The sequence below is a fragment of the Flagellimonas myxillae genome (genome assembly GCF_023502235.1).
Lineage (GTDB): Bacteria > Bacteroidota > Bacteroidia > Flavobacteriales > Flavobacteriaceae > Flagellimonas > Flagellimonas myxillae.
In genome coordinates this window covers 69,531-93,467 of sequence record NZ_JAMFLY010000001.1, presented here as the reverse complement: position 1 = coordinate 93,467, position 23,937 = coordinate 69,531, and the positions used below count along the sequence as shown (strand labels likewise).

Below are 23,937 nucleotides of genomic sequence, written 5' to 3'. Positions count from 1 at the left end.
TTATTTTGAGTGCTTTAAACTTCCCCTATATAGAAAACCCATTTGTGGGTGTATTTGAGTTAAAACTATTTTTTGCCAAACAATCAATTATGAGAGTAATATCTAAGCTCTTTTTTGTTGCATTCCTTTTCATAATGACTACAGCTTTTTCGCAACAAACCTATAGTCCAGAACTTATAAGGAAAGTGGAGCCAGAAATAAAAAAATATATTGAAAACAAAAAGGACAATAAGGTTTATAACACAAAAACATTGAATTATTATTTCAGTAATATTCTTAACAATTACATTGTTTCACCTGAAACACCATCAAACAAGGAATTTACAGCAATATTGAAAACAGATGACAAAACATTCGATTTTGGTTACACTAAGGACTTCAGGAAAGGCGACCTTACTAAATATATGAGACTGCTAGGGTATATGGGGTTCAAAGCCATTGGCACGACTGAAAACTCGTTTTTCAGTTTGACCGATACCAAAGAAAACCCGATTAATTTTGGCTTGGATTTAAGATTTACTATTGTTTTAGGTTTTAGAAGTTTTAAACCTAGGAAAGGAAGTGGAGAAAAGGTACCTGATTTTAGGGGAGATACCATAAAACAACAAGCAGAGATTAATGAGGAAAAGTTTGACATAACTAAATCAGAACTTGGAAAGAAGGTTTTGAAAACACTTGATGATGAAGATGTTGAGGATTTAAGTAAAGAAAAAATCAATAATACCATTGCCAAAGAGATGAATGATTTCATTAAAAAGGAAAAACTGGATAAATGGTCGTATTTGGTATGGCTTAATTTTGGCTTCTTTCAACCACTTAATAATGTAGATTACACCTATATAACAGACCAGAATGTTTATGTTCAAGAAAACGAACTGGAAGAAGATTTCAACAATAAAAAATATTTCGGTTCCGCTAATATTTATGCTAAAGTATTGGACATAAATGAGTCATTGGGTATAAAAGGGACACTAACAAATACATTGTCATACTTCCGAAACAATAACATATTAACTGGGGTAGTGAAAAAGAAAACCTTCACCAATTTGGTTGAAAACTCTGAAAATCAATTTCTGCCAATAGAAACGAAAGAGATATTTACTGGAGATTACAGAGAGTTTTGGACTACTCAAATTAAAACTGAAATCGTTACTATTCTTTACAAGGATGTTATAGGGGTTTCTGGTGCTATGGAATGGAATTTTGGGAGTGATTACGACAAAACAAATTGGAAGTTGGGAATACCTTTCAATATTAAGGACAAAGACGGCAAGAATACCATAAACTTTGAATTGCAATGGAGGGAAATCAACGCAAATCATTTTGTTGGCATAAGAATAGGAAAAGCATTCGGAGCATTTGTGAATTGATATTATCAAATTAAGTCTGCGTTTATCTCTAAAATATTAAATATGACTACAATCAATAAATCAGATTTTGGCGATGATGACTTCTATCCTAATGACGATTCTCGTTTATCAAACAAAATGAATTCATCTATTAAGGTATTGGGCTACAAACATGACGATAAGTCTGGAACGCTTTTGAAATGTGTAAAATTACAGATAAAGGAAATCGAAAATGGAGTAGAATTGATAAGAGATATTACTATAACGCCCAACTATGATGGAAGTGACCCAAATGCAGAGGGAATGGGAGGAGTACCAGAGGTGGTAAAGAAATTAGTCAAATGGTATGACGCTACAAACCAGTCCAAGGAAGGTAATTGCTCCTAAAAATAAGCTTTGCTTTCTGAACTACCTAGCATAATCTTAAGATTTTAAAAAACCAACACAAACTTCGAATTTTATAGCCTTAACCTTCTTTCCCATACTGGACAGGAGTCTGTTATCATGGATATATAACCTTGATATTTTGTTCGCTTTGGTCATAAGTAACGAAAAGTTTGCTCCTTCTCCTTTCAGCAAACCTTTTTAAAAAAGCAATGAAAATCTTTATTAATCTGGCTTTACATATCACTGGTGAGTTTCATATTTTTATTGATATCTTCCTAAGTGAAATTTCCAAAAATGAAAACAAAAGAATTAAAAAGTTTTTTCTGCATTGCGGATGGCATGTTGTCAGATATAGTCAAGTTGGATTATTTTCAGGAAAGTCTCCTTATGAATATTTTATTCAATGATAGGGTAGTCCTTGATGGTGCTTATTGTTTTAATTCTGGTGGAGTCAGAGAGTATATGAAAGCTTCTAAAGGGAAAAAAGACTCTTTGTTGAGTTATTTTTCAAGAAATGGAACAATTACTCCTGCCATAAGAAATAACAATATTGAGGATATGTGGACTTTATTTGACTCTTTTGTAAATATCCACTACAAGGATAATCCCTCGACATTTCCAGATTTGAAAAAAAAGATTAATCCCTACAATCAAGAATTTGTTTCGGATATCAATAAAGGTTTAGAGACAAAGAAAGCCTCTTATTTCGATGAGAATAGCGGTCTAAACAAAAACTATTACCTTAAAATGATGGAGGGTTTACTTCATCAAAATGAATCTGAGATTTTATCATACGTAAAAAATGAACCCGACTATAAATGGTTTAAAGGTGTTTGGAGAGAAAGTGAAGAATGGAGATATAAATGTCTTGAAGAGGCTTCCATAAATTCTATCAAATTGGATGGTACTCCATTAAAAAGGTCAATGCTATTTTCTTCTATTGGTAAAAGGATACTTGGAAAAGAATACAGCGATGAGACTAAATCAAATGTTAACTTTATCATGCAAAAAGCTAATAAAGAACAGAAGAAATCATTAGACGCAATTGTAGCAATCACGAATCACTTGCAACAAATAGAACTCGCAAAAAGATATGATTGTACAATAGAGTTCCCGATTTATAACAAAGTCTCTCCAATTGTATTGAAAGACCAGTATGATGAGAAGTCAAATGAGTTCAAAAACCTCCCAAGATTCAAATCCACTATTAACTTGCCTTCTATTGAAAGCCTATTAAAAATTGAAGCTCCCATTTTGGAGGAAATAAAGGATAAACATTTCCACCTATACAAACAGAGTTTAATCGATTATTCAAATGAACCTAGTTCCAAAAAACTAAGAAACAAAGTAAAAACGAAATTAAATGATTATTGTAATGCATTATGTGATGCTGTCAATGATTCAATAATTTTTGAAATTGATGCGAAGTTTGACCCAGTTATAACCACTGTAATCGACTATTCAATAGGTTCGCTTATTACTAGATTAACTAATGAGGATATCGCAACCACGGTATTAGGTGCAGGGGCTTATACAATCGCAATAAATCTTGTCAGGAAAAATCTGAAAAAGTTCAATAAAGGAAAACCTTATTCTTTTGATGTAAGTATTCCACCAAATAATATTTCAAATTTATAAATCTGAACTTTTTCCATTTAGCAAAGAGTCAGATTCATAAATAGCAATCTGCATTTCAGCTTTATACAACCTTTCTTTCAATTCGTCATTCTCTTGTTTAAATTCAATTCTAAGCTGTTTTAGTTCTTGGTCAATAAATTCAATCTTAGTGTCATACTGTTTTTGGGAAACCCCGTTGGATGGCTTAAATAGTGAGTAGGCAGCAAATCCTAAACTGATAATGGAAATTACTATAGGTATATAATGAGTCTTTATTTTTTGCTTATTTAGTTTGTTGGTAAGTTTGAGGTTTACTTTTTGTAAATTCCTTAATTCGTTTTCATTTCTTAGATGTTCATTTTTCTTAAACTCCTTCATGAACTTCCCTGCTGTTTCTTTGAATTCAATGAAGTAGAACTTTTCTTCCTTTAGGAACTTTTTTGTAAGGTCATTACCACTTACAACTATAATATCTTTAACTACTTTAATATCAAGCAAAAATTTGTCATACTCCACAATTTCATAGCACAACTTTTTGACCTCTTCAGAGCCAATTTTATTTTTAAAAAGGTTCTTGGCTATGAAAACGTTATTTACTCCATCATAACCCAGTACAAATTTTAAAATTTCATCCTTTGCAGTAATTCTCAATACTTCATCCATATTTACAATTATTTACAAGTTTAGATAGATGTTCTTTATTTCCTCCGCTCTTATCCCTAAATACTTCCTAGTGATTGCTGGGCTTTGATGATTGAAGATTTCTGATAAGTACAATAGGGCTTCATCGGTCTTGTTGTTGTTCTCCCAAACCCTTCTCCCAAATGATTTGCGCAATGAATGGCTACTAATATTCTTCCCTTTAAAATATTTCTTTATAAGCCTATTGACATGTTGCACGGAATAGATGGAGCCTTTCTGCGAAGTGAATGGATGACCATCTAAACTATAAGTCAAATCATCATCAAAAAAATTAAGAGCCACCCTTATATTATCATTGACTTGCAATATCCTTTTCTTACCAGTCTTACCCTCTATAATCGCAAACTCCTCTTGTTTTAAATGTTTAAATGTTAAATGCAATAAATCATCTATCCTAAGTCCAAGATTGATACCGCAAATAATAAGAAGTCCAAAATTTGGATTCTCTCTAGAACGGATAAGTTTTTTCCCTTTGGTCATAGCCAAATCAAAATCTATATAAGTAGAACCCACCATAGATAGCAATTTGAACAAAAATAATGTTCATTTTTAATTAATATACTATATAAATGAATATTTTAGTTGTACAGCATGGTTAAATAGACTAAAAACATTGATAATGTTCATTAAGAATATTTCTGAACATTATTTTCACTAAATTTTACGAGGATATAAAATAAAACCGTAGAAAGACGATTTTATATAAAGTTCCCGTCACAAAAATCTGAATCATTATATAGGCAATGATAAAAAGCGGTTTGCCAAGAATTTTTATTTACAGAATATCTACTCTTATAGCAGTCTAAAATATGTTCCTTTAATAGATTTACGCCTCCTGTTTGAAATAATTTGGTTATTTGCAGTTTTATATTTTCAAACTCCTCAATTGCATGAATGGAGTATAATTCATTAAGCAGATATGCAGAAAAGTGATGTTTTAATCTGGCTTTTAATAAATCAGTCCAATCATCAGGAGGTGAAATATAATATTCAAATTTAATGGGTTTTAGTGTAATTATTTTTGCTTTTAACCAATCAAAATTTTCAATGTCATCAAAGTAAGGATGTAACGTTTCTTCTTCTCTACTATTTGGAGTGTCCACTAATTTGTCTTTATTGCAATCGTTACAAGATGGAACTAAATTAATTGGAGTGACAGAAAGTAAAGGGTATTTAGATTTTGGTAAATAATGGTCTAACGCTCCAACTAATCTAACCGAACAAAAGGGACATTTTCCACTTGGAGCTGAAACAAAAATAGAATCATAATAAACCCTCCCCTTATTATTTTTATTAACCATCCTATCAGAATAGATACTTTTTAGCACAGTTGAATCTATTGATTCACTAATGATTTTATTTTGTTCTATTTGATATAGATTATTTCCATTGATTTTATCTTCAAATTCCGATTCGGCAGTCGTAAAAAAATCAATTGAATCTAATATCTCTTGTTTCAATACTTGATTTTTTAGATTATCAACGCAGTCTTCAAGAACATTCGAAACCAAGAATAATGGTTTAGCTATTTTTTTCACTTATTGTACATTAATGTTCTTAAAATAGCTTTACCCTCTTGTCCTATCTTATTATCCAATGAGCTAATAGCCTCTTCAAAACTATTAGAGTTTTGCACAATGCTTTTCAAGATATTGTGAAATCCAGAATGAGTAACTTCTAAACCAAACACTTCCTGCGTAAGTAAACCTACATTTTCTCCAAAAGATTCAATCTCTAGCCTTTCTGCAATTGCATTTGCACCGTGTCTTCGTAATTTCCACACAGAACTTTTAGGCACTTCTTGCAATACAACAGGCGAATGAGTTCCAATAATCGCCACCGCATTTCTTTGGATTAAAATATCCGATAATGCTCTTATAAATGCTGACAGTAATGGTGGATGTAAATATCCTTCAGGTTCGTCTAAAAGAACAAGACTTCTTTCCTCTATAGTCTCTACTATTTGTGTAATTGTTAATAATACTATTTTGTGTCCCGAACTTAGTTTATTAAAAATGATAGGTGCTTTATTCTTTAAATCCGAATTATTTTCTATCTCTAAAATTTGAGATATTTCAGACTCATTAAATACGGGGTCAGCTTCTAGAACTTTTACTGCATTTATCCACCTAGTTTTCTTTCCTTGCAACTTGCATTTTTCAATACTTTTTACAAATTCATTCTTTAAAATTGTTGGACTCTTCGGTCTATCATTATTTTTCTCTACTCTTTTTAAACCTATATATGAATAATTCAAGTATTTAGTTTTATCTCTTCTTTCTACTATTGGGTTTGTTTCGTCAAAAGCACTAAATGAAACTGAAATAAGGTTTGAGAAGGGGTTTTTTGACTCATCAAGTGAATTTGTAAAGAAGCCATTTCTTCCTGTTTTTCTATTTCCTCCTAGAAGAGAAGAAATCATACTATTAAACAAATGCGTTTTACCAACACCATTACGTCCAATAATAACATTAATATTTGAAGGAGGGTTAGATTTTGGAATTACGTTAAAGTCTAAAATCATATCATTAACCTGACTTTTGGGATGCTTAGGTAAATGAAATTTAAAGCTATATGGAGTTAACTCAGCATTTCCAGTTGCAAGTCTTCTAAATTGACCCTCCACCGATGTAGTACTTACATCACGTAGCAAGGATATTCTGGTAACATTTTCTTTTAATGATTTCTTATACAGATTAGTTTTTAATGCTATATCATTTAGTGCATTTAAAACTTCGTCTCTAAAGTCAACACTTATTAAACTTAATCTTTCATAATAACTTACATCTTGTCCTAAAGAAAAAAAAGACTCTTCCAGCACTTCAAATGAATTAGGTAAACCTGGCGTTCTCTTTCTTGACTCCATATTGAACTCTCCAATTTTTACAGAACCAATATGATGGCGTAGCCCTTCGGAATCATAGTAATAAACTGAATATAGAGTAGAATAAGTAAACCAGTCATCCCAACTAGAATGAAACAAAAAAATCACATTGATTCTTTCAATTTCTGAGTTAGCTTCATTATTTAAATAAAAATTCATTTTAGAATGTCAGTAATTGCGTACAAAATATAAATATAACATCTTGTCACTAAATTTCTTTTAAATACAAAATAGATTCATATTCACATGCTCATTTATAATTAAAGAAATGAAAAACCTAAAATTTGAAGACTTGCCAAATGCAACAGAAGTAATATTGGGAAAACTATACCACTTGGAAAAGGAACTCGTTTCCATAAAAGAGAACTTCCAACCAAAAGTACCTGTCGAATTAATGACCAGACAAGAAACTGCCGATTATTTCAAGGTAGATATGTCTACTCTATATAATTGGACAAAAAAAGGGAAGCTTATTGCTTATGGTATAGGTGGTAGGGTCTATTATAAAAGAAGTGAGATTATGAGTGGGATTGTTCGGTTTCAATAAATGCCAAATAGTATGTATTGAATAAAGCTAAGGTGTTTCCTCTAATCGGATTTTTTTTCTGCTTGTATCGAAAGGATGGTTTTGGTAAGCTTGTTTAAGTTAGCCAATAAATTATGTGATTTAGGGTGTTTTAAATCATAAACAGCTTTTGTGTTCGCATCAATCGCCACATAAAAATTCCTGTCCATGTACACAACACTTTCGGTTAAGGGAGATTTAAATTTAAAGGTCAACTTAAATATTTCATTGGCATAGTTTATCAAAATCCTATCAACGTATTTATTTAAAAATTCCTGTTTATCATTAAAGCCATATCGGGAATTTAGCACTTCTTTTTCATGTTTCTGCTTCTTTATAGTTTGTAAAAGGGGTGAATCATCATCTGCAAATGTTGTACTATCTGCTATAAGAGCGAACTCTTTTTGTAGTCCATCAAGTAAGTTCGTTTCTTTTATGATATTCCTTAATTGCTCCTTGTGGTTTTTAAGTTTGATGCTATACTCAATTTTAGTTCTGTTAATTTCAATTTTATCGGCTTCAAATTCTTTATCTGTATACAAGCCCTTCCTATGTGATAATCTTGAAGTATTCAATTCAGCATTTAACTTGTCTATAGCCTTTTCAAATGCTGCTATTTCTTCTTCTAATTTAGCTTTCCTTTCTTCATTCTCTTTATCACCGTTTGCGAGTAAATTGTCCAACAATGTTTTACCATCACTTAAATAATCCCATACAAAAAACTCTATATTTCCTTTCCTTATATCTCTGTTATTACAAGTCTTGTCCTTAATCTTATCCTTACCTGACCATTTTCTTTTGTTGTTGCACTTATATACATCATTGTTCCTATTATCAGCTCTTCCAAGATAACGACCGTTGCAATGTTCACACTCCAACAAATCTATAAGAAGATACTTGTGTTTAGTTCTTTTACCTGTATAGCTTTTTAATTTATCGAATGCCAATATGGATTCATTATAAGTATGTTCTTCAATTATTGCCAAGTGTGGTACTGAGATTTCTCTTGAAGAAACTAGAACCCTTTTTTTCTTCCCTCCCTCCTTTTCTATCTTCCAATCATTATGGGTTCTTATCCCATAGTATAGTTTATTCTTTAAAATCCCGTAAACAGTAGTTCTATCCCATTCTTTTGAAAATCGTATGTGGTCTGGGCTGTACTGGGTAGGGACATCAAAATTGGTAAGTTTTTGAGTTATTGAGGTAAGCCCCAGACCTTCTATATGCCATTGGAACATTTTTCTGACCCATTTGGCTTGGTCATCGTCAATTTCCAATTTTTTCCCCTCACCTGTTTTATATCCATAAGGTGCGACACCATGTGCCTTACCATCATTGAAATTCTTTTTAATAGCCTGTTTTACGTTCTGTTTGGTAAGATTGACATAAAATTTACCCAATACCCCTAGAATATCATCCATGAGTTCAACATTTGGGTCGCTCCTATCTAACTTCTTATCACCATAATATATATCTACATCATGCTTTTTACAAACTATTTGAATTTGCCTTTTTGATTCAGTTCCCCTGTATAGTCTAAAGTGTTCCCTACCCCAAAGAATCTTGATTTTTGAATCCTTCTTTACTATATCTTGAAGCAGTTGCCACATTTCAGGGCGTTCATTCGCTTCCAATGTTCCAGATAAACCCTCATCCTTATAAATGAGGTAACCCATACCTTTTGATTTGGCAAATTCCTTACCCTGTTCTATCTGTTGGGCAATGGAAACATCCGTATCCTCCTTTTCATTTGATATACGGGCGTAAATTGCAACCACATCCTGCATTTCACCTATTTTATTTGGCTAATTTACAGATAAATATCAATTTTACATCACATTCATTGGATACTCATTTGCGTTGCCTATTCCCTCAAACTGTTTCAGCTGGTTCACGGAGAGTTTTCCAAGCTCGTTCAAGTTGTGGTTCACGGTTGCCAATATTCGCTGTGATAATCCCACCGCACTTTCCTTTTTACTTCCGGAACCTATCAAAATGGCAATGAGTTCCGCATCTGAAAGTACTGTTCTGCCCTTGTTCACCAACTTCTCCCTAGGTTTGTCATCTTCCGCCCAGTTCTTAATGGAAAACGAAGCCGTTTTTTCTTGCATAATCTAAAGGTAGCGTAATAGTTTGTAAATTTATTTCAAAAGCTAAAGGAATGAAATCATTGTTCGATTCCCAGACGGTTACTGAGGTTATAGAAAGAATAGGTCAGCTAAATACCTCTTCCCAGGGCCAATGGGGTAAGATGAAAGTGGGTCAGATGTTACATCATTGCCAATTTCCACTGCGTTTGGCTATGGGTAAATATAAGATGAAAAAGCCTAATTTCTTCATGAAGTTGCTATTCAAAAGTTTCAAAAAAGGCATGTATGATGATAAGCTGTGGAAGCACAATCTGCCAACAGCCAAAGGTTTTGAGGTAGTCGACGAAAAAGATTTCGGCCCGGAAAAAGAGAACTTGATTGCTTTGGTAAACGAGTTCCACCTTGAGAAAGATAAACAAACTTGGGATCCCCATCCCGCATTCGGGCATTTTACCCCTAATCAATGGGGGCAAATGCAATACAAGCATCTGGACCACCATTTACGACAGTTTGGGGTGTAAATATCAACTATAGTCCGTCGTCCTCGTCCTGAAGCTCCATTTGTTCAATTTGCGCCCGGGTATCGTTGATCATTCGGTCCTCTTCGAGAACAACATTGGAAAGCCCAAGCATATAGGCAGAAAGAAATATGTAGGTTACACGGCGAACTTGTTTCAGTATTCTTTTGGGTAGCTTTGTTTTGGACGATTCCATATTCTTGGTTGAACAATAATTATACCGCGCACCCTTGAACTGACATATTTACTTCAAGAAAAGTTAAAGCACCTAACAATTTGTCAATTCATATCAGTGATTGATCAATTCAAAAGTGGTATACATAAAATTAGAATAAGTATCGGTTTGGCAATAAGCTACATTTGGAATAGAATTCCAATCAAATGAAAAATATCTTACTAATATTTCTATTTCCCATTGCTTTTACAGTTTATGGGCAGACCTCTATACAGAATCAAATTAACCAAATTAAAGAACGGTACTATGGCCTCAACAAGTCAAAGTTGACTAGAGTTACCATAAAAAACCATCATTTTTATCTCCAAAATGACAAAATCAAAAAAGTTGTCTCGGAAATAGATACAATTCGTTATGAATTCTATTATGATCTTGATTGGATTCCTCATTACGCATACTTTATATATACAACTAATTCCGAAAGTGCTAATTTAAAGGAGAATCGATACTATTTTGGCCACGAAAACAATTTAATCAGATGGATTGATAGTAACAAAAGCTTAGTCGTTCTTGATAAGTCACACTGCCTAAAAAGACTTAAATTAATAGCACATTCTAAAGACCTTCTAACAATCTACAATAACAATTTACAAGAAAACAAAAATCCAGAATACAGTTCATATGTAAACACTATCAATTCAAAAATACTAGAACTAACTCCCAAAATTATTGATATCGATACAGTCGAAATTTTGGACATCCCTGATGATGCCTATTTTTCCCATAAAGTTGAGTTTAAAAATAGATTTGGTACAAAAATCAAATCTTTAAGTTTTACTGGTGGAGATCATTCAACTGAAACTAAAACATCATTTTTCAACAATAAAGGAAATATAATATGTACAATTTTTGAGGGCAATGATGTATTTGGCCATTCATATACATCTAAAATGTACTATCAAGAGAACAAACTTTTTAGAACGATACGGTCTTCATCTACCATTGGTGATTGGGGCGACTATAATTGCAGGGATTTTAGACACACATACATTAATAAAATATTTGATTCTGGTTATTAAAAAATTTTACTCTTTCTAAATCTCAAAAAGAACCTTAATTCTTTCAAAATCAAGTCCTCCATAGTTTCCAGAACTCATTAAGAGCAAGGCGGCATTATCAAAATCCTTGGCAAACAGATGATGCTGAAACGCCTCCGGATCAGTGAAAATGGTAACATCTTCCCGATTCAGGGCCCCGGCAATTTGGTGGGAGGTAACTTCTTCCAATCGCTTTATTTTTACGGCCTTCGGGGAATAAAAAACGATGGCTTCATCGGCAGCATCCAATGCGCCTTTATATTCTTGTAAAAACTCTGCATTGAGGCTGCTGTAGGTATGGAGTTCCAAACAGGCGATTAGCTTTCTATTTGGATATTGCTCCTTTACGGCGCTAGTAGTGGCCTTGACCTTGCTAGGCGAATGCGCAAAGTCTTTAAAAGCAATGTTATTTGATCCCTCCGCAATTTTCTCCAATCGCTTGGAAGCTCCTTTAAAGGAGGCTATGGCTTCATAGAAATCAGCTTCATCAACTCCCATCTGTTGGCAAATCCATTTGGCCCCGGCCAGATTGCTTAGATTATGCTTTCCAAAGACTTCAACAGGCATAGGACCTTCTGGGGTTTCCAATAAGGTTGTGCCATTTTCCACGATGTGTTCCGGGGTTTTATAAGGGAACTTACGGATGGCATTTTCTGAAGATTCCACCACTTTCTTCACTTCAGGGTCCTCCATATTGTAGGTAATGCTCCCTCCCCTAACAATTCCATCCACAAAAATCCGGAATTGCTCCACATAGTTTTCATAGGTTGGAAATACATTGATATGATCCCATGCAATACCGCTCAAAAGTGCAATATTGGCCCGATATAAGTGGAATTTTGGCCTGCGGTCTATTGGAGAGGAAAGGTACTCATCGCCCTCTAGCACAATGAAATCGTTCTCCTCGGTAAGGTGGACCATACGGTCAAATCCTTCCAATTGCGCACCTACCATATAATCCACTTCAATGTCGTTGTAAGCCAAAACATGTAGGATCATGGACGTAATTGTGGTCTTCCCATGGCTACCGCCAATAACCACTCTCGTCTTGTCCTTGGATTGCTCGTACAAAAACTCAGGATAGGAATAAATTTTTAATCCCAATTCCTGGGCTCGTGCCAACTCCGGATTATCTGGTTTGGCATGCATGCCGAGCACCACGGCATCCAGATCTTTTTGGATTTTATCCGGAAACCATCCAAATTCCGCTGGCAACAGCCCTTGGAGCTCCAACCTACTTTTGGAGGGCTCATAAATAACATCATCGCTACCTGTTATGGTATATCCTTTATGCGCCAAGGCCAAGGCCAAATTGTGCATTGCGCTACCCCCAATGGCTATAAAATGAATTTTCATTGCAGTGGTTTATCGACCAAAAATAGACATTGGTTGCCCCAATGCAAACAAACATTTCATCTTATTAATTTCTATCTTGTTGGAAAATTGATAACGATGAACCTCGCCAACATACCGTCAAAAGAAATAATGCCGGGATACCATGGAAAAATGATTCATGGAGACTCCCTCTCTTGGGCTTTTTGGGAAGTGGAAAAAGACGCCCCGGTTCCTGAACACAGCCATGTCCATGAGCAAATAATGCATGTTTTGGAAGGTGAGTTTGAATTTACTGTTGGGGGAGTAACCCAAATTTGTGTGCCCGGGGATGTGGTGGTGATTCCCTCCCAGGTTCCGCATGGCGGAAAAGCGCTTACCCCATGCAAATTAATGGATGTTTTTAGCCCCGTTAGGGAAGAATATAGGTAAGATGAACATATCGCTAGTAGGAAAAACAGCACTGGTTGGTGGAAGTAGCAAAGGAATTGGTGAAGCCATAGCCCGGCAATTAGCTGCCAGTGGAGCCTCGGTGACCCTGATGGCAAGAAATGAAGTCGCAATGCAGTCGGTTTTGGATACGTTGGATACCGCAAATGGCCAAATACACGGGTGCATCGTCGTTGACTTCTCCGATTTTAACGCTTTCAAAACCGCCATATCTTTATATTTTCAGGAAAATGTCGTGGATATCTTGGTCAACAACACACAAGGGCCACAAGCCGGCGGGGCATTGGAGAAAAATGTGGAGGACTATCAGGAAGCATTCAATCTGCTCTTTAAATCAGTGGTGTATACAACGGAACTTGCAGTAAAGCACATGCAAAAGGCGCAATGGGGAAGAATTATCAATGTTGCCTCAGTTTCGGTAAAAGAACCCTTAAATTATTTGGCGCTTTCGAATTCGATTAGGGCTGCCGTGGTCACTTGGGCCAAGAGCTTGGCTTTCGACGTGGCCGCTGATGGAATTACGGTTAACAATGTGCTTACAGGCTATTTTGATACGGACCGTATTGCCCAGCTCAATGCGAAAAAGGCAGAAAAAATGGGGCTTTCCCCAAAAGAGGTACGCGCTGCCATGGAAGCCCAAGTTCCGACCAAGCGGATTGGAAACCCTTCAGAATATGGTTTTTTGGTCACCTTTTTAGCCTCGGAGCAAGCTGCATATATAACCGGCACCAATATCCCTATTGATGGCGGGCTCCTTAAATCTCTGTAGCCATACTTTTTGGTATAATTGCAAATTTTGAGGCTTATTTTTTAACAAATTCGCATTTTATAGGTATTTTTATTGCTTAACCGATAAAATTTAACTAAATGAACTCTAAAGTTTTTCTAGTAGTTCGAATCTTGTTGGGACTGTTTGTCCTTACTTTTGGTTTGAACAAGTTCCTCCATTTTATCCCCTTTGGTGAAATGCCAGAGGCGGTGATGAGCTATTTTGGTGCTCTCTCCTCTACACAAACCATGAATTTGGTTGCCGTGGTCGAAATCTTAACTGGACTGGCCCTTATCCTAAACAAGTATGGGGCACTGATGTCCATAATTTTGATGAGTGTTTCTGTTAATGCTGTGCTGTTCCACGCCACTTTGGCCCCTGACGGTATTGGCCCTGCGCTCGGTCTTTTGATCTTGAATGTTGCCGCCCTCTTTGGATACAAAGACAGGTACAAGGATATATTACGGGCGTGACGCAACCGCCCAGAACAAAAAAAGGCCCTCCAAAAAAGAGGGCCTTTTTCATGACTTCGTTTTTTGATTATAAACTCATTCGGTCCTTGAAAATATAGGACTGTCTTCTAGAAACCTCTATCTCCTCCCCATTCTCCATTTCAAGCTTTAGTTTTCCATTGAACCAGGGCACGACATTGACAATAAAATTGGTGTTCACTATTTGTTGGCGATTAGCCCTGAAAAAGGATTGTTTCGGGAGCTTTTCCTCCACTTGGTTCAATGATTTATAAAGCATCGGCTTTTTGTCCTCAAAAAATACACGGGTGTAGTTTCCGACGATTTCAAAATGTGAAATATCTCCAATCTTCACCAACCAACAGGCTTCACCGTCCTTAATAAATATTTGACTGTTTTCGGTAAGCCTTTTGCTTGTATCCGCCTCCTCGGAAGCTGATGCAAGTTTGACCTTCACTTTTTCAATCGCCATTGCAAAACGTTTGTCGCTAACCGGTTTCAACAAGTAATCCAAAGCGTTGTACTCAAATGATTTTATGGCATATTCATCAAATGCAGTGGTAAATACGGTAATGGGTACCTCATCCAGCATTTCCAATAGCTCAAAGCCGTTTTTTTCGGGCATGTTTATATCGAGGAACAATAGTTGGGGCTGTTCTTTTTGAATAAGTGCATAGCCCTGGTCCACATTTTCGGCCTCCCCCACCAGATCCAACTCGGGATATTTTTTGATCAATTCCTTTAACTCGTTACGAGCTAACCTGGAATCTTCAACAATGACCGATTTGATTTTCATGCCAAGGGAATTTTAATATCCGCTACCACTTCGTCTCCTATTTCATTAAGATTGAAGGAAGCCCTATCGGCATACAGAAGTTTTAACCGCTGGCGAATGTTCTTTAATCCCAATTGGGTAGTGTTTTTACCTATTTGAAGCTTTCCGGTGTTTGTTACCGTTATGATCAATCGTTCTCCTTCTTTTTTTAAGCCCAATAGTATGCGTCCACCTTGTTTTAAATTGGAAATACCGTGTTTCACCGCATTCTCTATCAAAAGTTGGATGATCATGGGCGGAATTTCAAGTTTTAAGGTGTCCTTGTCAATTTCCTTTACAAACTCCAGTCGATTTTCAAACTGAATTTTGGATAGGTCAATGTAATTGTCAACCACCTCCAACTCTTCTTCAACGGCGATGGCGTTTATATTGTTTTTGGTCAAGGAATATCTCAAAATCTCGGAGAGCTTGGTCAGCATTTCCCTCGATTTCTCTACATCCTCCAACATAAGGCCTCTGATATTGTTGAGACTATTGAACATAAAATGGGGATTGATCTGCCCCTTTAGGGTGTTCAATTGGGCTTGTTTCAGGTGGGTATTGAGTTCAAGGCGTTCGATACGGTCCTTGTTCAGTTTCAACATCAATTTGATGACCAAATAGGTTACGGTCCATGCCCCGATAATAAACAAGGAATTTATGATCCAAATCCAGAGGGCATCGTAATTCTCGAAATGTTGTATCTCGGCCTCGGTAAGTTCGGGACCCAACTTTACATAGGCGAAACCAAAAAAGTAATTCAAGCCTCCGAAAAGACTAGCCGTTACTACGAAAGCGGCCAAAATCTTTATAAAATCGTTTACGCCAAAGCTCTCAAACTGTACATTTCGCTTTAAAAACCAGCGCATAAGAGAGGTGGAGAAAATGCCAATGAAAATTCCGGTTACTACGGAGTAGATGATAAGTTCTATACTTATCTTTTTCAATACAAAAACTGAAATCACATTGATAAACCCCCAGCCCAAAAACTGCAGGAGCCAAAAAAATCTATTTCTTTTTTTGTTGGTCAGTTCCATATAAACCCAAGCTTAGGCCAAATATAGTTTATTGGTGAATCATTTGGAGTTGGCACTCCCGAGTTGCCGCTTGAAGGGGTTATAACATTGTTTCCCTGATTTTAGGAATGCAATCCACATGAACGACATCCCAGTATAGAAAATGGGAAAATAATCATCGTGCTCCCATCCATTGAATTTTCCAAAGAGGCCCAGTACGGTTCCGAGTACCCCTAGAACGAATATTACTTTTTGTGTTTTGCTTAGTTGTTTCATTGCGCTGAATTTAAAGTTTTTCCTATACCAAAATATCCAACAGGAGGGTCAATAATAATTTTGCCAAGGTGATCATTTTTGTTGTTTTAAGAATTGATAGGTCAAATATAGATGTGCAACCTGCTATTGGAAAGGGTATTATGACCAGTGGTAAATTTGGAACCTTAAGCGGTAATACAGCAAAAACTGCATAAAAAAAGGAGCCAAAAAGGCTCCTTTGCAATTGGTTATGGACTGATCAATCTCGTAATGGGGTGGCAATTTCTTGCTTGCCCAGGTGCTTGGCATAAAAGCCCATCATAGCTTTGTAGAGTTCCAATCGATTCTCTTCCTTACCAAAACCATGGCCTTCATCGTACTTGACCATATAAGGCACATCATAGCCCTTTTCCCTTAGCCCACTGACTATTTGGTCAGATTCGTCGATATTTACCCTAGGGTCGTTGGCTCCCTGAACCACAAACAATGGTTTTTTGATCTTGTCCATTTGGTAAACCGGCGAGACCTCTTCCATAATGGCTTTTTCTTCAGGATTGTCCTCATCGTACCAAATCTCTTTAATAATTTTCAAGTAGGGTTTCCAATAGGGGGGAATGGTCTTCATAAAGGTGAAAAGATTGGACACTCCCACATAGTCCACACCACATGCATATAGGTCTGGGGTTTTGGTTAAGCCCCTTAGCACGGCATAACCCCCGTGACTTCCCCCATAAATTGCTGCCTTATTGCCATCTACCCAGCCTTGGTCAATTACATACTGTAGTCCATCTTCCACATCGTCCATGGCCTTTCTACCAATTTGCTTAAAACCAGATTCCAAAAACTCCCTTCCGTACCCTCCAGAAATCCTAAAGTTCACCTGAAGTGTTGCATATCCCCTGCTTGCAAACAATTGTGCCTCGGGATTAAAACCCCATGAATCCCGGATACCCTGTGGTCCCCCATGTGGATTCACGATTACTGGCACCTTTTCACCCGCCAAGGCAGCCTTGGGCAGTGTAATGTATCCATGAATGGTGATTCCATCCCTACTTGTAAATGTAATGGGCCTCATTTCCGACATATCCGCCTCTTTCAGCTGGGGCATGGTGTTGTACAGCTCCTTCAGCTCATTTTTAGCCACATCATAGGAATAATAAACCCCATACAAACGATCGCTATCCACATAGACCATGTATTGGTTCTCATCTTCTGTCGCATCCAAAACCTGGAATTGCTTATCTGGTAAATCAGCCTTTACTTTTGCAGCCAATTTTTGGTACGGTTCACTGATCGGTACCACAATGTTCTTTTCCCCTTGGTACGAGAAGTAATCAATCTCATAGTTCCTTGTTCTGGAAAGGCCCATTGCCTGTACATCGTATTGATCGTTGGTAAATACCCTTTCCAAGCTCTTGTCTTCTTTAAGATCGTAAAGCAGAATTTCGGCCTTGTCACTTTCCAAGTTGGACAATACATAGGCGTCATTCGGATTGGGTGTGGCATAATTAAAGCTAAGTATGGTAAAGTTATCCTTCCAGTTTAGGCTTTTCAGGATTTTGTAGCCCCCTGCGCCATCTTCATAATACAAATCTTGCTCCACCCCATCGCGAATCCGGGTGAATGCCTTAAGGTTTCCTTCCTTGTCAAAATTGTATCCAAAAATGGGATTGTTGGGGTCATCGTTGGAATACAACTGCTTGCTTTCCCCAGTATTTAAATTGACCATGTAGGGTTCAAATACCTGCGGATTGTTCTTGTTCATGGAAACAATGATGTGCTCTTTGTCCTCTCGAAGCAATTCGGTAAACTGTGCCCTAACCCCATCGTAAGGAGTAAGATCCTTCAAATTGCTGCCGTCCAAATCCACCGCATAAATATGATAGTTCTCGTCCCCTCCTTTATCCATGGCAAAGTGCAAACGGGAGTTGTTGAGCCAACCATAGCCGCGTACCAGTTCGTCCTTTTCCTCAATGGCCATTTTTGATTCACCACTGGCCAAATTCTTTACAAATACGTGCTGTTTGCCATTCTCATCCCTTTCCCTATACGATAGATATTTGCCGTCTGGGGAAAATCGAAAGGTAAATGCCTTCGGATTCCCAAAATAATCTTCGACCGTATAACGGTAGTCGCCTTGGTCCAATGCAGCGAGTGCTAAAAGATCAGCTTCCGAACTTGCCAACTCGGGATTTCCTGGTTTGTCCTGTGCATAGGACATGCATCCAATAAATAGTGCTAGGGCAGCTAACGAAGCCGTCCTAAAATTGAGTTTAGATTTCATACGTTTTTTGATTTATAGTGTTCGTGGGAAAATGTATAATCATCCTAATTAGACTGTTCCTCCAAACTTTTGTTACATCTTTTTGGACAAAAGTTCAGCTAATCAGGGTTTTAAGTGACATTGAAACTCTTTGAGTAATGGGACTATTGAGGAGGAAATTTGGAGAACACCTTTTTTACCAAAGCCCTTAGTCGTTCTTCACGTACGCTTGGGGAAGCATTTTCCCTGTATCCACTTTCTGTTGTGGCCTGCCAAAAAAGAGCGTCTTTTTGGGCGTCGACAAAGTCGAACTGAATCCGTCTTTGGATGCCAGAATTACCCAAGGGAAGTCCTACGGAAACCCCACCGCCAACATTCCGTCCAGTGCCACCAATACCCACCCCCACGGCGTTGTTGGGAGAACTTCGAAATTCACTGCTCAGAATATTGATATAAAAACAAGGCTCTTCGGTAAGTAGAAAGCCTTTGGATTGCAGGGTAGAATCCAATACACGAAGTAATCTTTGCTCATCCAATTGGCTCAATCCGGAATCCATATCCGAAAAATAATTGTAACTGGAATAGTTCCTGAAGTTGGTTGCTTTATCGTAATCGTAGTTCACCCGAATGCCTCCGCAAGAAGCCAGCAAGCCCAATATAATTATGGAAAAAAGGTATTTCATAGCGTTCGGGAATACCTTTAAATTTAATCAATATTTGACTTGGGATTCTAAAAAAGCCGCATTATTCGTTCAACAGCGTCCACAATTTATCCTTGAGTTCCTGGATACCCTGTTGCGCCACAGATGATATAAACATGTAGGACACATCCTTTAGGTCCCTATCCAGCTCAACCTTCATTTCTTCCATCAGTTCTTCGTCCAACATATCACTTTTGGAAATGGCCACTAGCCGTTCCTTGTCCAAAAGTTCAGGGTTGTAACGTCTAAGCTCATCCAATAGAATTTCATACTCTTTGGAAATGTCGTTACTGTCAGCAGGTATCAAAAACAACAAGGTGGCATTGCGTTCAATATGTCGCAAAAAATAATGCCCTAGGCCTTTACCTTCCGCTGCACCTTCAATAATTCCCGGAATATCGGCCATAACAAAGCTTCGGAAATCCCGGTATTTCACAATACCTAAATTGGGTTTTAAGGTGGTGAATTCGTAATCAGCAATCTTGGGTTTCGCAGAGGTCATAACCGATAGCAGTGTGGACTTTCCCGCATTGGGGAAACCAACCAGACCAACATCCGCCAAAACCTTGAGCTCCAGGGTCACTTGCGATTCCTGGCCCGGGATTCCGGGTTGTGCATATCTTGGGGTTTGATTGGTGGGACTTTTAAAATGCCAGTTACCACGGCCGCCCTTACCCCCTTCAAGAACAATACGTTCTTCCTGATCTTCGGTAATCTCAAAAAGAATGTTATTGGAGTCTGTATCCCTTACTACGGTGCCCAATGGGACATCGAGGTATACATCTGTGCCATCGGCCCCGGAACTTCTGTTTTTGCTTCCATGTTCCCCATGCCCGGCCTTAAAATGCTTTTTAAACTTGAAATTGATGAGTGTCCAAAGGTTTTTATTGCCCCTAATAATCACATGGCCTCCCCGGCCACCATCACCGCCATCCGGTCCGCCTTTGGTAATGTACTTTTCGCGGTGTAGGTGCACAGAACCTTTGCCTCCATTCCCGGAAGCTAAATGCACCTTTACATAATCCACAAAATTTCCCTCAGTCATCCTATAATATGGCTTTATCCAACACCTAACACCCTATACACTATATCATTGGGTCGTTGGTTATGGTTTCGGTCAATGATCAATTTGTCTTTGGGCACAAAATCCAGTTTTTCCACCGCCTTTTGCGACCTAATATTTTCCTTATCCACAAAAAGCATTACCTCATCTACGTCTTGAACGGCGTGCTTTATCATTAATTCTTTTACGATTCCGTTGCATTTTCCTCCCCAGTACGCCCTGGAAAGAAAGGTCCAACCAATCTCCACTGCATTCCCAAAAGCAGGTCTAAGCATAAATCTTGTACTCCCAATGGTCCCGCCGGTTTTGCTGTTCAAAATCAACAATGCTCCCTTTGATTTGAGGGATTCGGCAAAAAACTTGGTAAAACCGAAAAGTTCCGCCCTTTCCTTTATGGGATGTTGTTCCCAAATACCAGAATCGGAAGCTACCGCGTAAAGGCTTCTAAAATCTTTGGAAACCAATGGCCTCAAATGTACTTGACCCTTCGAAAGCGTGGGCTGTAAATTCAAGATTGATTTTTATTGGATCACCACAAATTGGTCGATCACAGCACTAAGTCGCTCGGTAATTTCAGAAATCTCCCCGATTCCGTTCACAGAATGAAACTTCCCCTGCTTATCGTAGTATGCCTTTAGGGGAGCTGTTTTCTGATTGTATTCGTCGAACCTGTTGCGAATCTTGCTTTCATCTTGATCATCGCTACGGCCACTTTCCTTACCACGTTCGAGCAGTCGGCCTACCAATACATCATCATCGGCCTCTAGGGCAATAGTTGCATCGATCCTCATATTTTTAGACTCCAGAAAGTTATCCAATGCTTCGGCCTGTGCCTCGGTCCTCGGAAATCCATCAAAAATAAACCCAGCTGCATCCGGATTTTTCTCCACCTCGTCCTTCAACATATTAATGGTCACTTCGTCCGGCACCAAATCCCCACGGTCTATGTAGGACTTGGCCAACTTACCAAGTTCTGTATCATTTTTCATGTTGTACCGAAAAACATCTCCTGTGGAAATGTGCTTCAAGTTGTACTTTTCCTTTAAAACTCCTGCTTGGGTTCCTTTTCCAGCCCCTGGCTTTCCAAAAAGCACTAGGTTAATCATATTAGCTTGGTTTAATTGATATACTTCTCTCAAATTTCTTCCCAATTCATTATAATCCAGTCCATACCCCACAATAAAATTGTTCGGTATCTCCAACCCCACATAGTCTATGGCATATTCCCCATTGTAGATTTCCGACTTGTAAAAAAGGGAGGCTATCTTGAACTGCTTTACATTGGTCCCAGAAAACAGATGCACCAATTGCTTTAGGGTTCTGCCTGTATCAATAACATCTTCCAGAATGATCACATCCCGTCCCTCAATATTTTCTGGCACGTCCAGGAGGGTTTCCACTATACCAGTGGAGGTCAATCCCTGATAAGAGCTTAACCGAACAAAGGAAACCTCGCACGGATAGGGATACGCCTTCAGAAAGTCGGAAACAAACATAAAAGCTCCGTTTAGGACCCCCACAAAAATGGGCACTTTGTCCTTGTAGTCCTCGGCAATTTTAGTAGCCATATCATTTATGGCGGCCAAAATTTGTCGTTCCGTCAAAAAGGGTCTAAAGACTTTGTCGTGGAGCTTAATCAATTGGTCATCAAATTAATTAGGTTGGCAAAGATAACATTTTTAGGGCCGCTTCCGAGGCCCAATCTTTATTGCTTCAAGGAATTCCTGTATTTTTGCTGTCATTCCAATTATTCGATTGATGAATTTCTTCTCTTCCGACTTTAAACTAGGGATTTTAGGTGGTGGTCAATTGGGCAAAATGTTGCTCTACGAAACCCGAAAATGGGACATCCACACCAAAGTCTTGGATGCTTCTGCCGAAGCGCCTTGCAGAATAGCATGCAATGAATTTGTTCTGGGCAGCCTACTCGACTTTGACACAGTCTACAATTTCGGAAAGGACGTGGATGTACTTACCATCGAAATTGAAAATGTGAATGTGGATGCCCTTGAAAAATTGGAACAGGAGGGAGTAACTGTATATCCGCCCACAAAGGCATTGCGCACCATCCAAAACAAGGCCACACAAAAGCTTTTCTACACGGACCACGGCATTCCGACCGCCCCCTTTAGCCGATTCGCCTATACCACTGAAATAAAGGACAGTTTGGCCAATGGCGGTATCAAATTACCTTTTGTTTGGAAAAGTGCCCAATTTGGTTACGACGGCCAAGGGGTGAAAGTGGTTAGGCACGAAGCCGATTTGGACGACCTGCCCAATGTGGAGTGCATTGCCGAAGAGATGGTAGATTTCAAGAATGAGCTTGCCGTAATCGTGGCCCGCAGTGCCCGAGGCAAGGTAGTGACATACCCTGTTGTGGAAATGGAGTTCCATCCTGAGGCCAATCAAGTGGAATACGTGATATGTCCGGCCCGTATAGACGAGGCGATTGCCAAAAAAGCGAACGAGGTGGCGCTCCAGGTATCAGAAAACATGGAACATGTTGGTCTACTTGCCGTGGAATTGTTCCAAACCCAAGATGATGAAATTTTGGTAAACGAAGTGGCACCTCGCCCCCATAACAGTGGCCACTACAGCATTGAGGCGAGCTATACCAATCAGTTCGAACAACATATTCGGGCTATTTTGGGGCTTCCTTTTGGTAAAACTGACAGCAAGGTTGCAGGAATCATGGTCAATTTGGTAGGAGCCGAAGGCCATACAGGTGATGTGATCTATGAAAATATGGAGTCCATTTTGGAAATGAAGGGAGTAACTCCACACATTTATGGTAAAAAACAGACCCGTCCGTTTCGTAAAATGGGCCATGTGACCATTGTGGACGAAAATATGGCCCGAGCCCGGGAAGTTGCCCAAAAGGTCAAGGAAACCATACAAGTAAAAAGTAAATAAAAAGAATTCAATGAAAAAAGTAGCCGTAATCATGGGAAGTACCAGTGACCTTCCCGTTATGCAAGATGCTGTAGAAATCCTAAAGGGGTTTGATATTGAAGTCGACGTGGACATTGTTTCGGCGCACAGAACTCCAGAAAAGCTGTTCGATTTCAGCAAAAATGCCCACAAAAATGGATATGCGGTGATTATTGCCGGTGCTGGAGGTGCAGCACACCTACCCGGAATGGTGGCATCACTTTCGCCTTTACCTGTTATTGGTGTCCCCGTGAAAAGTAGCAACTCCATTGACGGTTGGGATTCTGTTTTGTCCATTCTGCAGATGCCCGGGGGCGTTCCTGTGGCCACGGTTGCGCTAAACGGCGCCAAAAATGCCGGAATTTTGGCGGCCCAAATTCTTGGCAGTTCGGACCAGTGCATCTTGGATAAAATCGAGGTGTACAAGCAAGGTCTTAAGGAAAAAGTCATCAAAGGAGCTGAGGAAATCAAAAAAGGAAAATGATAAAT

Annotated in this window: 26 protein-coding genes and 1 pseudogene; 11 read left to right on the top strand and 16 right to left on the bottom strand. The window is 38.3% G+C overall.

Annotation, left to right across the window (positions count from 1 at the left end):
- Positions 1-89: 89 nt before the first annotated feature.
- The 3 genes from M3P07_RS00420 (at position 90) to M3P07_RS00410 (ending at position 3,374) form a co-directional block, all read left to right on the top strand.
- On the top strand, positions 90-1,370 hold the full coding sequence (locus M3P07_RS00420; RefSeq protein WP_249967925.1) for a hypothetical protein: 1,281 nt from the start codon (positions 90-92) through the stop codon (positions 1,368-1,370).
- A 42-nt stretch (positions 1,371-1,412) separates the two neighbouring features.
- Positions 1,413-1,736, top strand: a complete 324-nt coding sequence (locus tag M3P07_RS00415; RefSeq protein WP_249967924.1) for a hypothetical protein — start codon at positions 1,413-1,415, stop codon at positions 1,734-1,736.
- A 294-nt stretch (positions 1,737-2,030) separates the two neighbouring features.
- Positions 2,031-3,374 carry a hypothetical protein gene (locus M3P07_RS00410; RefSeq protein ID WP_249967923.1) on the top strand — a complete coding sequence of 448 codons (1,344 nt, stop codon included), beginning with the start codon at positions 2,031-2,033 and terminating at the stop codon, positions 3,372-3,374.
- Here the strand turns inward: M3P07_RS00410 and M3P07_RS00405 are convergent.
- The 4 genes from M3P07_RS00405 to M3P07_RS00390 form a co-directional block, all read right to left on the bottom strand.
- On the bottom strand, positions 3,369-4,016 hold the full coding sequence (locus M3P07_RS00405; protein WP_249967922.1) for a hypothetical protein: 648 nt from the start codon (positions 4,014-4,016) through the stop codon (positions 3,369-3,371). The two genes, M3P07_RS00410 and M3P07_RS00405, sit on opposite strands and share 6 nt — an antisense overlap.
- 12 nt (positions 4,017-4,028) lie before the next feature.
- Positions 4,029-4,571, bottom strand: a complete 543-nt coding sequence (locus tag M3P07_RS00400; protein WP_249967921.1) for a tyrosine-type recombinase/integrase — start codon at positions 4,569-4,571, stop codon at positions 4,029-4,031.
- A gap of 182 nt (positions 4,572-4,753) precedes the next feature.
- On the bottom strand, positions 4,754-5,593 hold the full coding sequence (locus M3P07_RS00395; protein WP_249967920.1) for an HNH endonuclease: 840 nt from the start codon (positions 5,591-5,593) through the stop codon (positions 4,754-4,756).
- Positions 5,590-7,098, bottom strand: a complete 1,509-nt coding sequence (locus M3P07_RS00390; protein ID WP_249967919.1) for an AAA family ATPase — start codon at positions 7,096-7,098, stop codon at positions 5,590-5,592. Before M3P07_RS00390 ends, M3P07_RS00395 begins: the two co-directional genes overlap by 4 nt.
- A gap of 109 nt (positions 7,099-7,207) precedes the next feature.
- Between M3P07_RS00390 and M3P07_RS00385 the strand changes: the two genes are divergently transcribed.
- Positions 7,208-7,486: a helix-turn-helix domain-containing protein gene (locus tag M3P07_RS00385; RefSeq protein WP_249967918.1), complete on the top strand. Its 279-nt coding sequence runs from the start codon at positions 7,208-7,210 to the stop codon at positions 7,484-7,486.
- A 41-nt stretch (positions 7,487-7,527) separates the two neighbouring features.
- Here the strand turns inward: M3P07_RS00385 and M3P07_RS00380 are convergent, their stop codons facing one another.
- Together M3P07_RS00380 and M3P07_RS00375 are read right to left on the bottom strand one after the other, a co-directional pair.
- Positions 7,528-9,291 carry a recombinase family protein gene (locus M3P07_RS00380; RefSeq protein WP_249967917.1) on the bottom strand — a complete coding sequence of 588 codons (1,764 nt, stop codon included), beginning with the start codon at positions 9,289-9,291 and terminating at the stop codon, positions 7,528-7,530.
- A gap of 69 nt (positions 9,292-9,360) precedes the next feature.
- A pseudogene (locus M3P07_RS00375) lies at positions 9,361-9,615 on the bottom strand (UPF0758 domain-containing protein); the annotation flags it as partial.
- Positions 9,616-9,665: 50 nt separating this feature from the next.
- Between M3P07_RS00375 and M3P07_RS00370 the strand changes: the two are divergent.
- Positions 9,666-10,115, top strand: a complete 450-nt coding sequence (locus M3P07_RS00370; protein WP_249967916.1) for a DUF1569 domain-containing protein — start codon at positions 9,666-9,668, stop codon at positions 10,113-10,115.
- A 7-nt stretch (positions 10,116-10,122) separates the two neighbouring features.
- Here M3P07_RS00370 and M3P07_RS00365 read toward each other — a convergent pair whose 3' ends face one another.
- Positions 10,123-10,308, bottom strand: a complete 186-nt coding sequence (locus M3P07_RS00365; protein ID WP_249967915.1) for a hypothetical protein — start codon at positions 10,306-10,308, stop codon at positions 10,123-10,125.
- A gap of 185 nt (positions 10,309-10,493) precedes the next feature.
- On the opposite strand from M3P07_RS00365, the gene M3P07_RS00360 reads away from it, so the two are divergent.
- The gene (locus M3P07_RS00360; protein WP_249967914.1) at positions 10,494-11,366 is read left to right on the top strand and encodes a hypothetical protein; all 873 of its coding nucleotides are present in this window, start codon (positions 10,494-10,496) and stop codon (positions 11,364-11,366) included.
- 15 nt (positions 11,367-11,381) lie between these two features.
- Here M3P07_RS00360 and M3P07_RS00355 read toward each other — a convergent pair whose 3' ends face one another.
- Positions 11,382-12,740 (bottom strand): UDP-N-acetylmuramate--L-alanine ligase, encoded by a 1,359-nt coding sequence (locus M3P07_RS00355; protein WP_249967913.1) that lies wholly within the window; start codon positions 12,738-12,740, stop codon positions 11,382-11,384.
- Between the two features lie 96 nt (positions 12,741-12,836).
- Here M3P07_RS00355 and M3P07_RS00350 point away from each other — a divergent pair, with 96 nt between their 5' ends.
- From M3P07_RS00350 to M3P07_RS00340, 3 genes are all read left to right on the top strand, one after another.
- Positions 12,837-13,148 (top strand): cupin domain-containing protein, encoded by a 312-nt coding sequence (locus tag M3P07_RS00350; protein WP_249967912.1) that lies wholly within the window; start codon positions 12,837-12,839, stop codon positions 13,146-13,148.
- 1 nt (position 13,149) lies between these two features.
- On the top strand, positions 13,150-13,935 hold the full coding sequence (locus M3P07_RS00345) for an SDR family oxidoreductase (RefSeq protein WP_249967911.1): 786 nt from the start codon (positions 13,150-13,152) through the stop codon (positions 13,933-13,935).
- A 98-nt stretch (positions 13,936-14,033) separates the two neighbouring features.
- Positions 14,034-14,408: a DoxX family membrane protein gene (locus M3P07_RS00340; RefSeq protein ID WP_249967910.1), complete on the top strand. Its 375-nt coding sequence runs from the start codon at positions 14,034-14,036 to the stop codon at positions 14,406-14,408.
- Positions 14,409-14,475: 67 nt separating this feature from the next.
- On the opposite strand, the gene M3P07_RS00335 is transcribed toward M3P07_RS00340, so the two are convergent.
- The 8 genes from M3P07_RS00335 to M3P07_RS00300 form a co-directional block, all read right to left on the bottom strand.
- Positions 14,476-15,201 (bottom strand): LytR/AlgR family response regulator transcription factor, encoded by a 726-nt coding sequence (locus M3P07_RS00335; RefSeq protein WP_249967909.1) that lies wholly within the window; start codon positions 15,199-15,201, stop codon positions 14,476-14,478.
- The gene (locus M3P07_RS00330) at positions 15,198-16,256 is read right to left on the bottom strand and encodes a sensor histidine kinase (protein WP_249967908.1); all 1,059 of its coding nucleotides are present in this window, start codon (positions 16,254-16,256) and stop codon (positions 15,198-15,200) included. The genes M3P07_RS00335 and M3P07_RS00330 overlap by 4 nt, the downstream gene beginning before the upstream one ends.
- A gap of 39 nt (positions 16,257-16,295) precedes the next feature.
- On the bottom strand, positions 16,296-16,511 hold the full coding sequence (locus M3P07_RS00325; RefSeq protein ID WP_249967907.1) for a hypothetical protein: 216 nt from the start codon (positions 16,509-16,511) through the stop codon (positions 16,296-16,298).
- 238 nt (positions 16,512-16,749) lie between these two features.
- A complete protein-coding gene (locus tag M3P07_RS00320; RefSeq protein WP_417951989.1) occupies positions 16,750-18,774 on the bottom strand; it encodes a S9 family peptidase in 2,025 nt (674 codons plus the stop codon).
- Between the two features lie 143 nt (positions 18,775-18,917).
- Positions 18,918-19,436: a DUF4136 domain-containing protein gene (locus M3P07_RS00315; protein WP_249967906.1), complete on the bottom strand. Its 519-nt coding sequence runs from the start codon at positions 19,434-19,436 to the stop codon at positions 18,918-18,920.
- A 61-nt stretch (positions 19,437-19,497) separates the two neighbouring features.
- Positions 19,498-20,499 (bottom strand): GTPase ObgE, encoded by a 1,002-nt coding sequence (gene obgE, locus M3P07_RS00310; RefSeq protein WP_249967905.1) that lies wholly within the window; start codon positions 20,497-20,499, stop codon positions 19,498-19,500.
- A 14-nt stretch (positions 20,500-20,513) separates the two neighbouring features.
- Entirely contained in the window at positions 20,514-21,029 is a 516-nt protein-coding gene (locus tag M3P07_RS00305; RefSeq protein WP_249967904.1) for a GNAT family N-acetyltransferase, read from the bottom strand.
- Positions 21,030-21,038: 9 nt separating this feature from the next.
- Positions 21,039-22,157, bottom strand: a complete 1,119-nt coding sequence (locus M3P07_RS00300; protein WP_249967903.1) for an adenylate kinase — start codon at positions 22,155-22,157, stop codon at positions 21,039-21,041.
- Between the two features lie 118 nt (positions 22,158-22,275).
- Here M3P07_RS00300 and M3P07_RS00295 point away from each other — a divergent pair, with 118 nt between their 5' ends.
- Both M3P07_RS00295 and purE read left to right on the top strand, forming a co-directional pair.
- Entirely contained in the window at positions 22,276-23,430 is a 1,155-nt protein-coding gene (locus tag M3P07_RS00295; RefSeq protein ID WP_249967902.1) for a 5-(carboxyamino)imidazole ribonucleotide synthase, read from the top strand.
- Positions 23,431-23,440: 10 nt separating this feature from the next.
- Complete coding sequence (purE, locus tag M3P07_RS00290) at positions 23,441-23,932, top strand: 5-(carboxyamino)imidazole ribonucleotide mutase (protein WP_249967901.1); 492 nt, start codon at positions 23,441-23,443, stop codon at positions 23,930-23,932.
- The last annotated feature ends 5 nt before the right edge of the window (positions 23,933-23,937 follow it).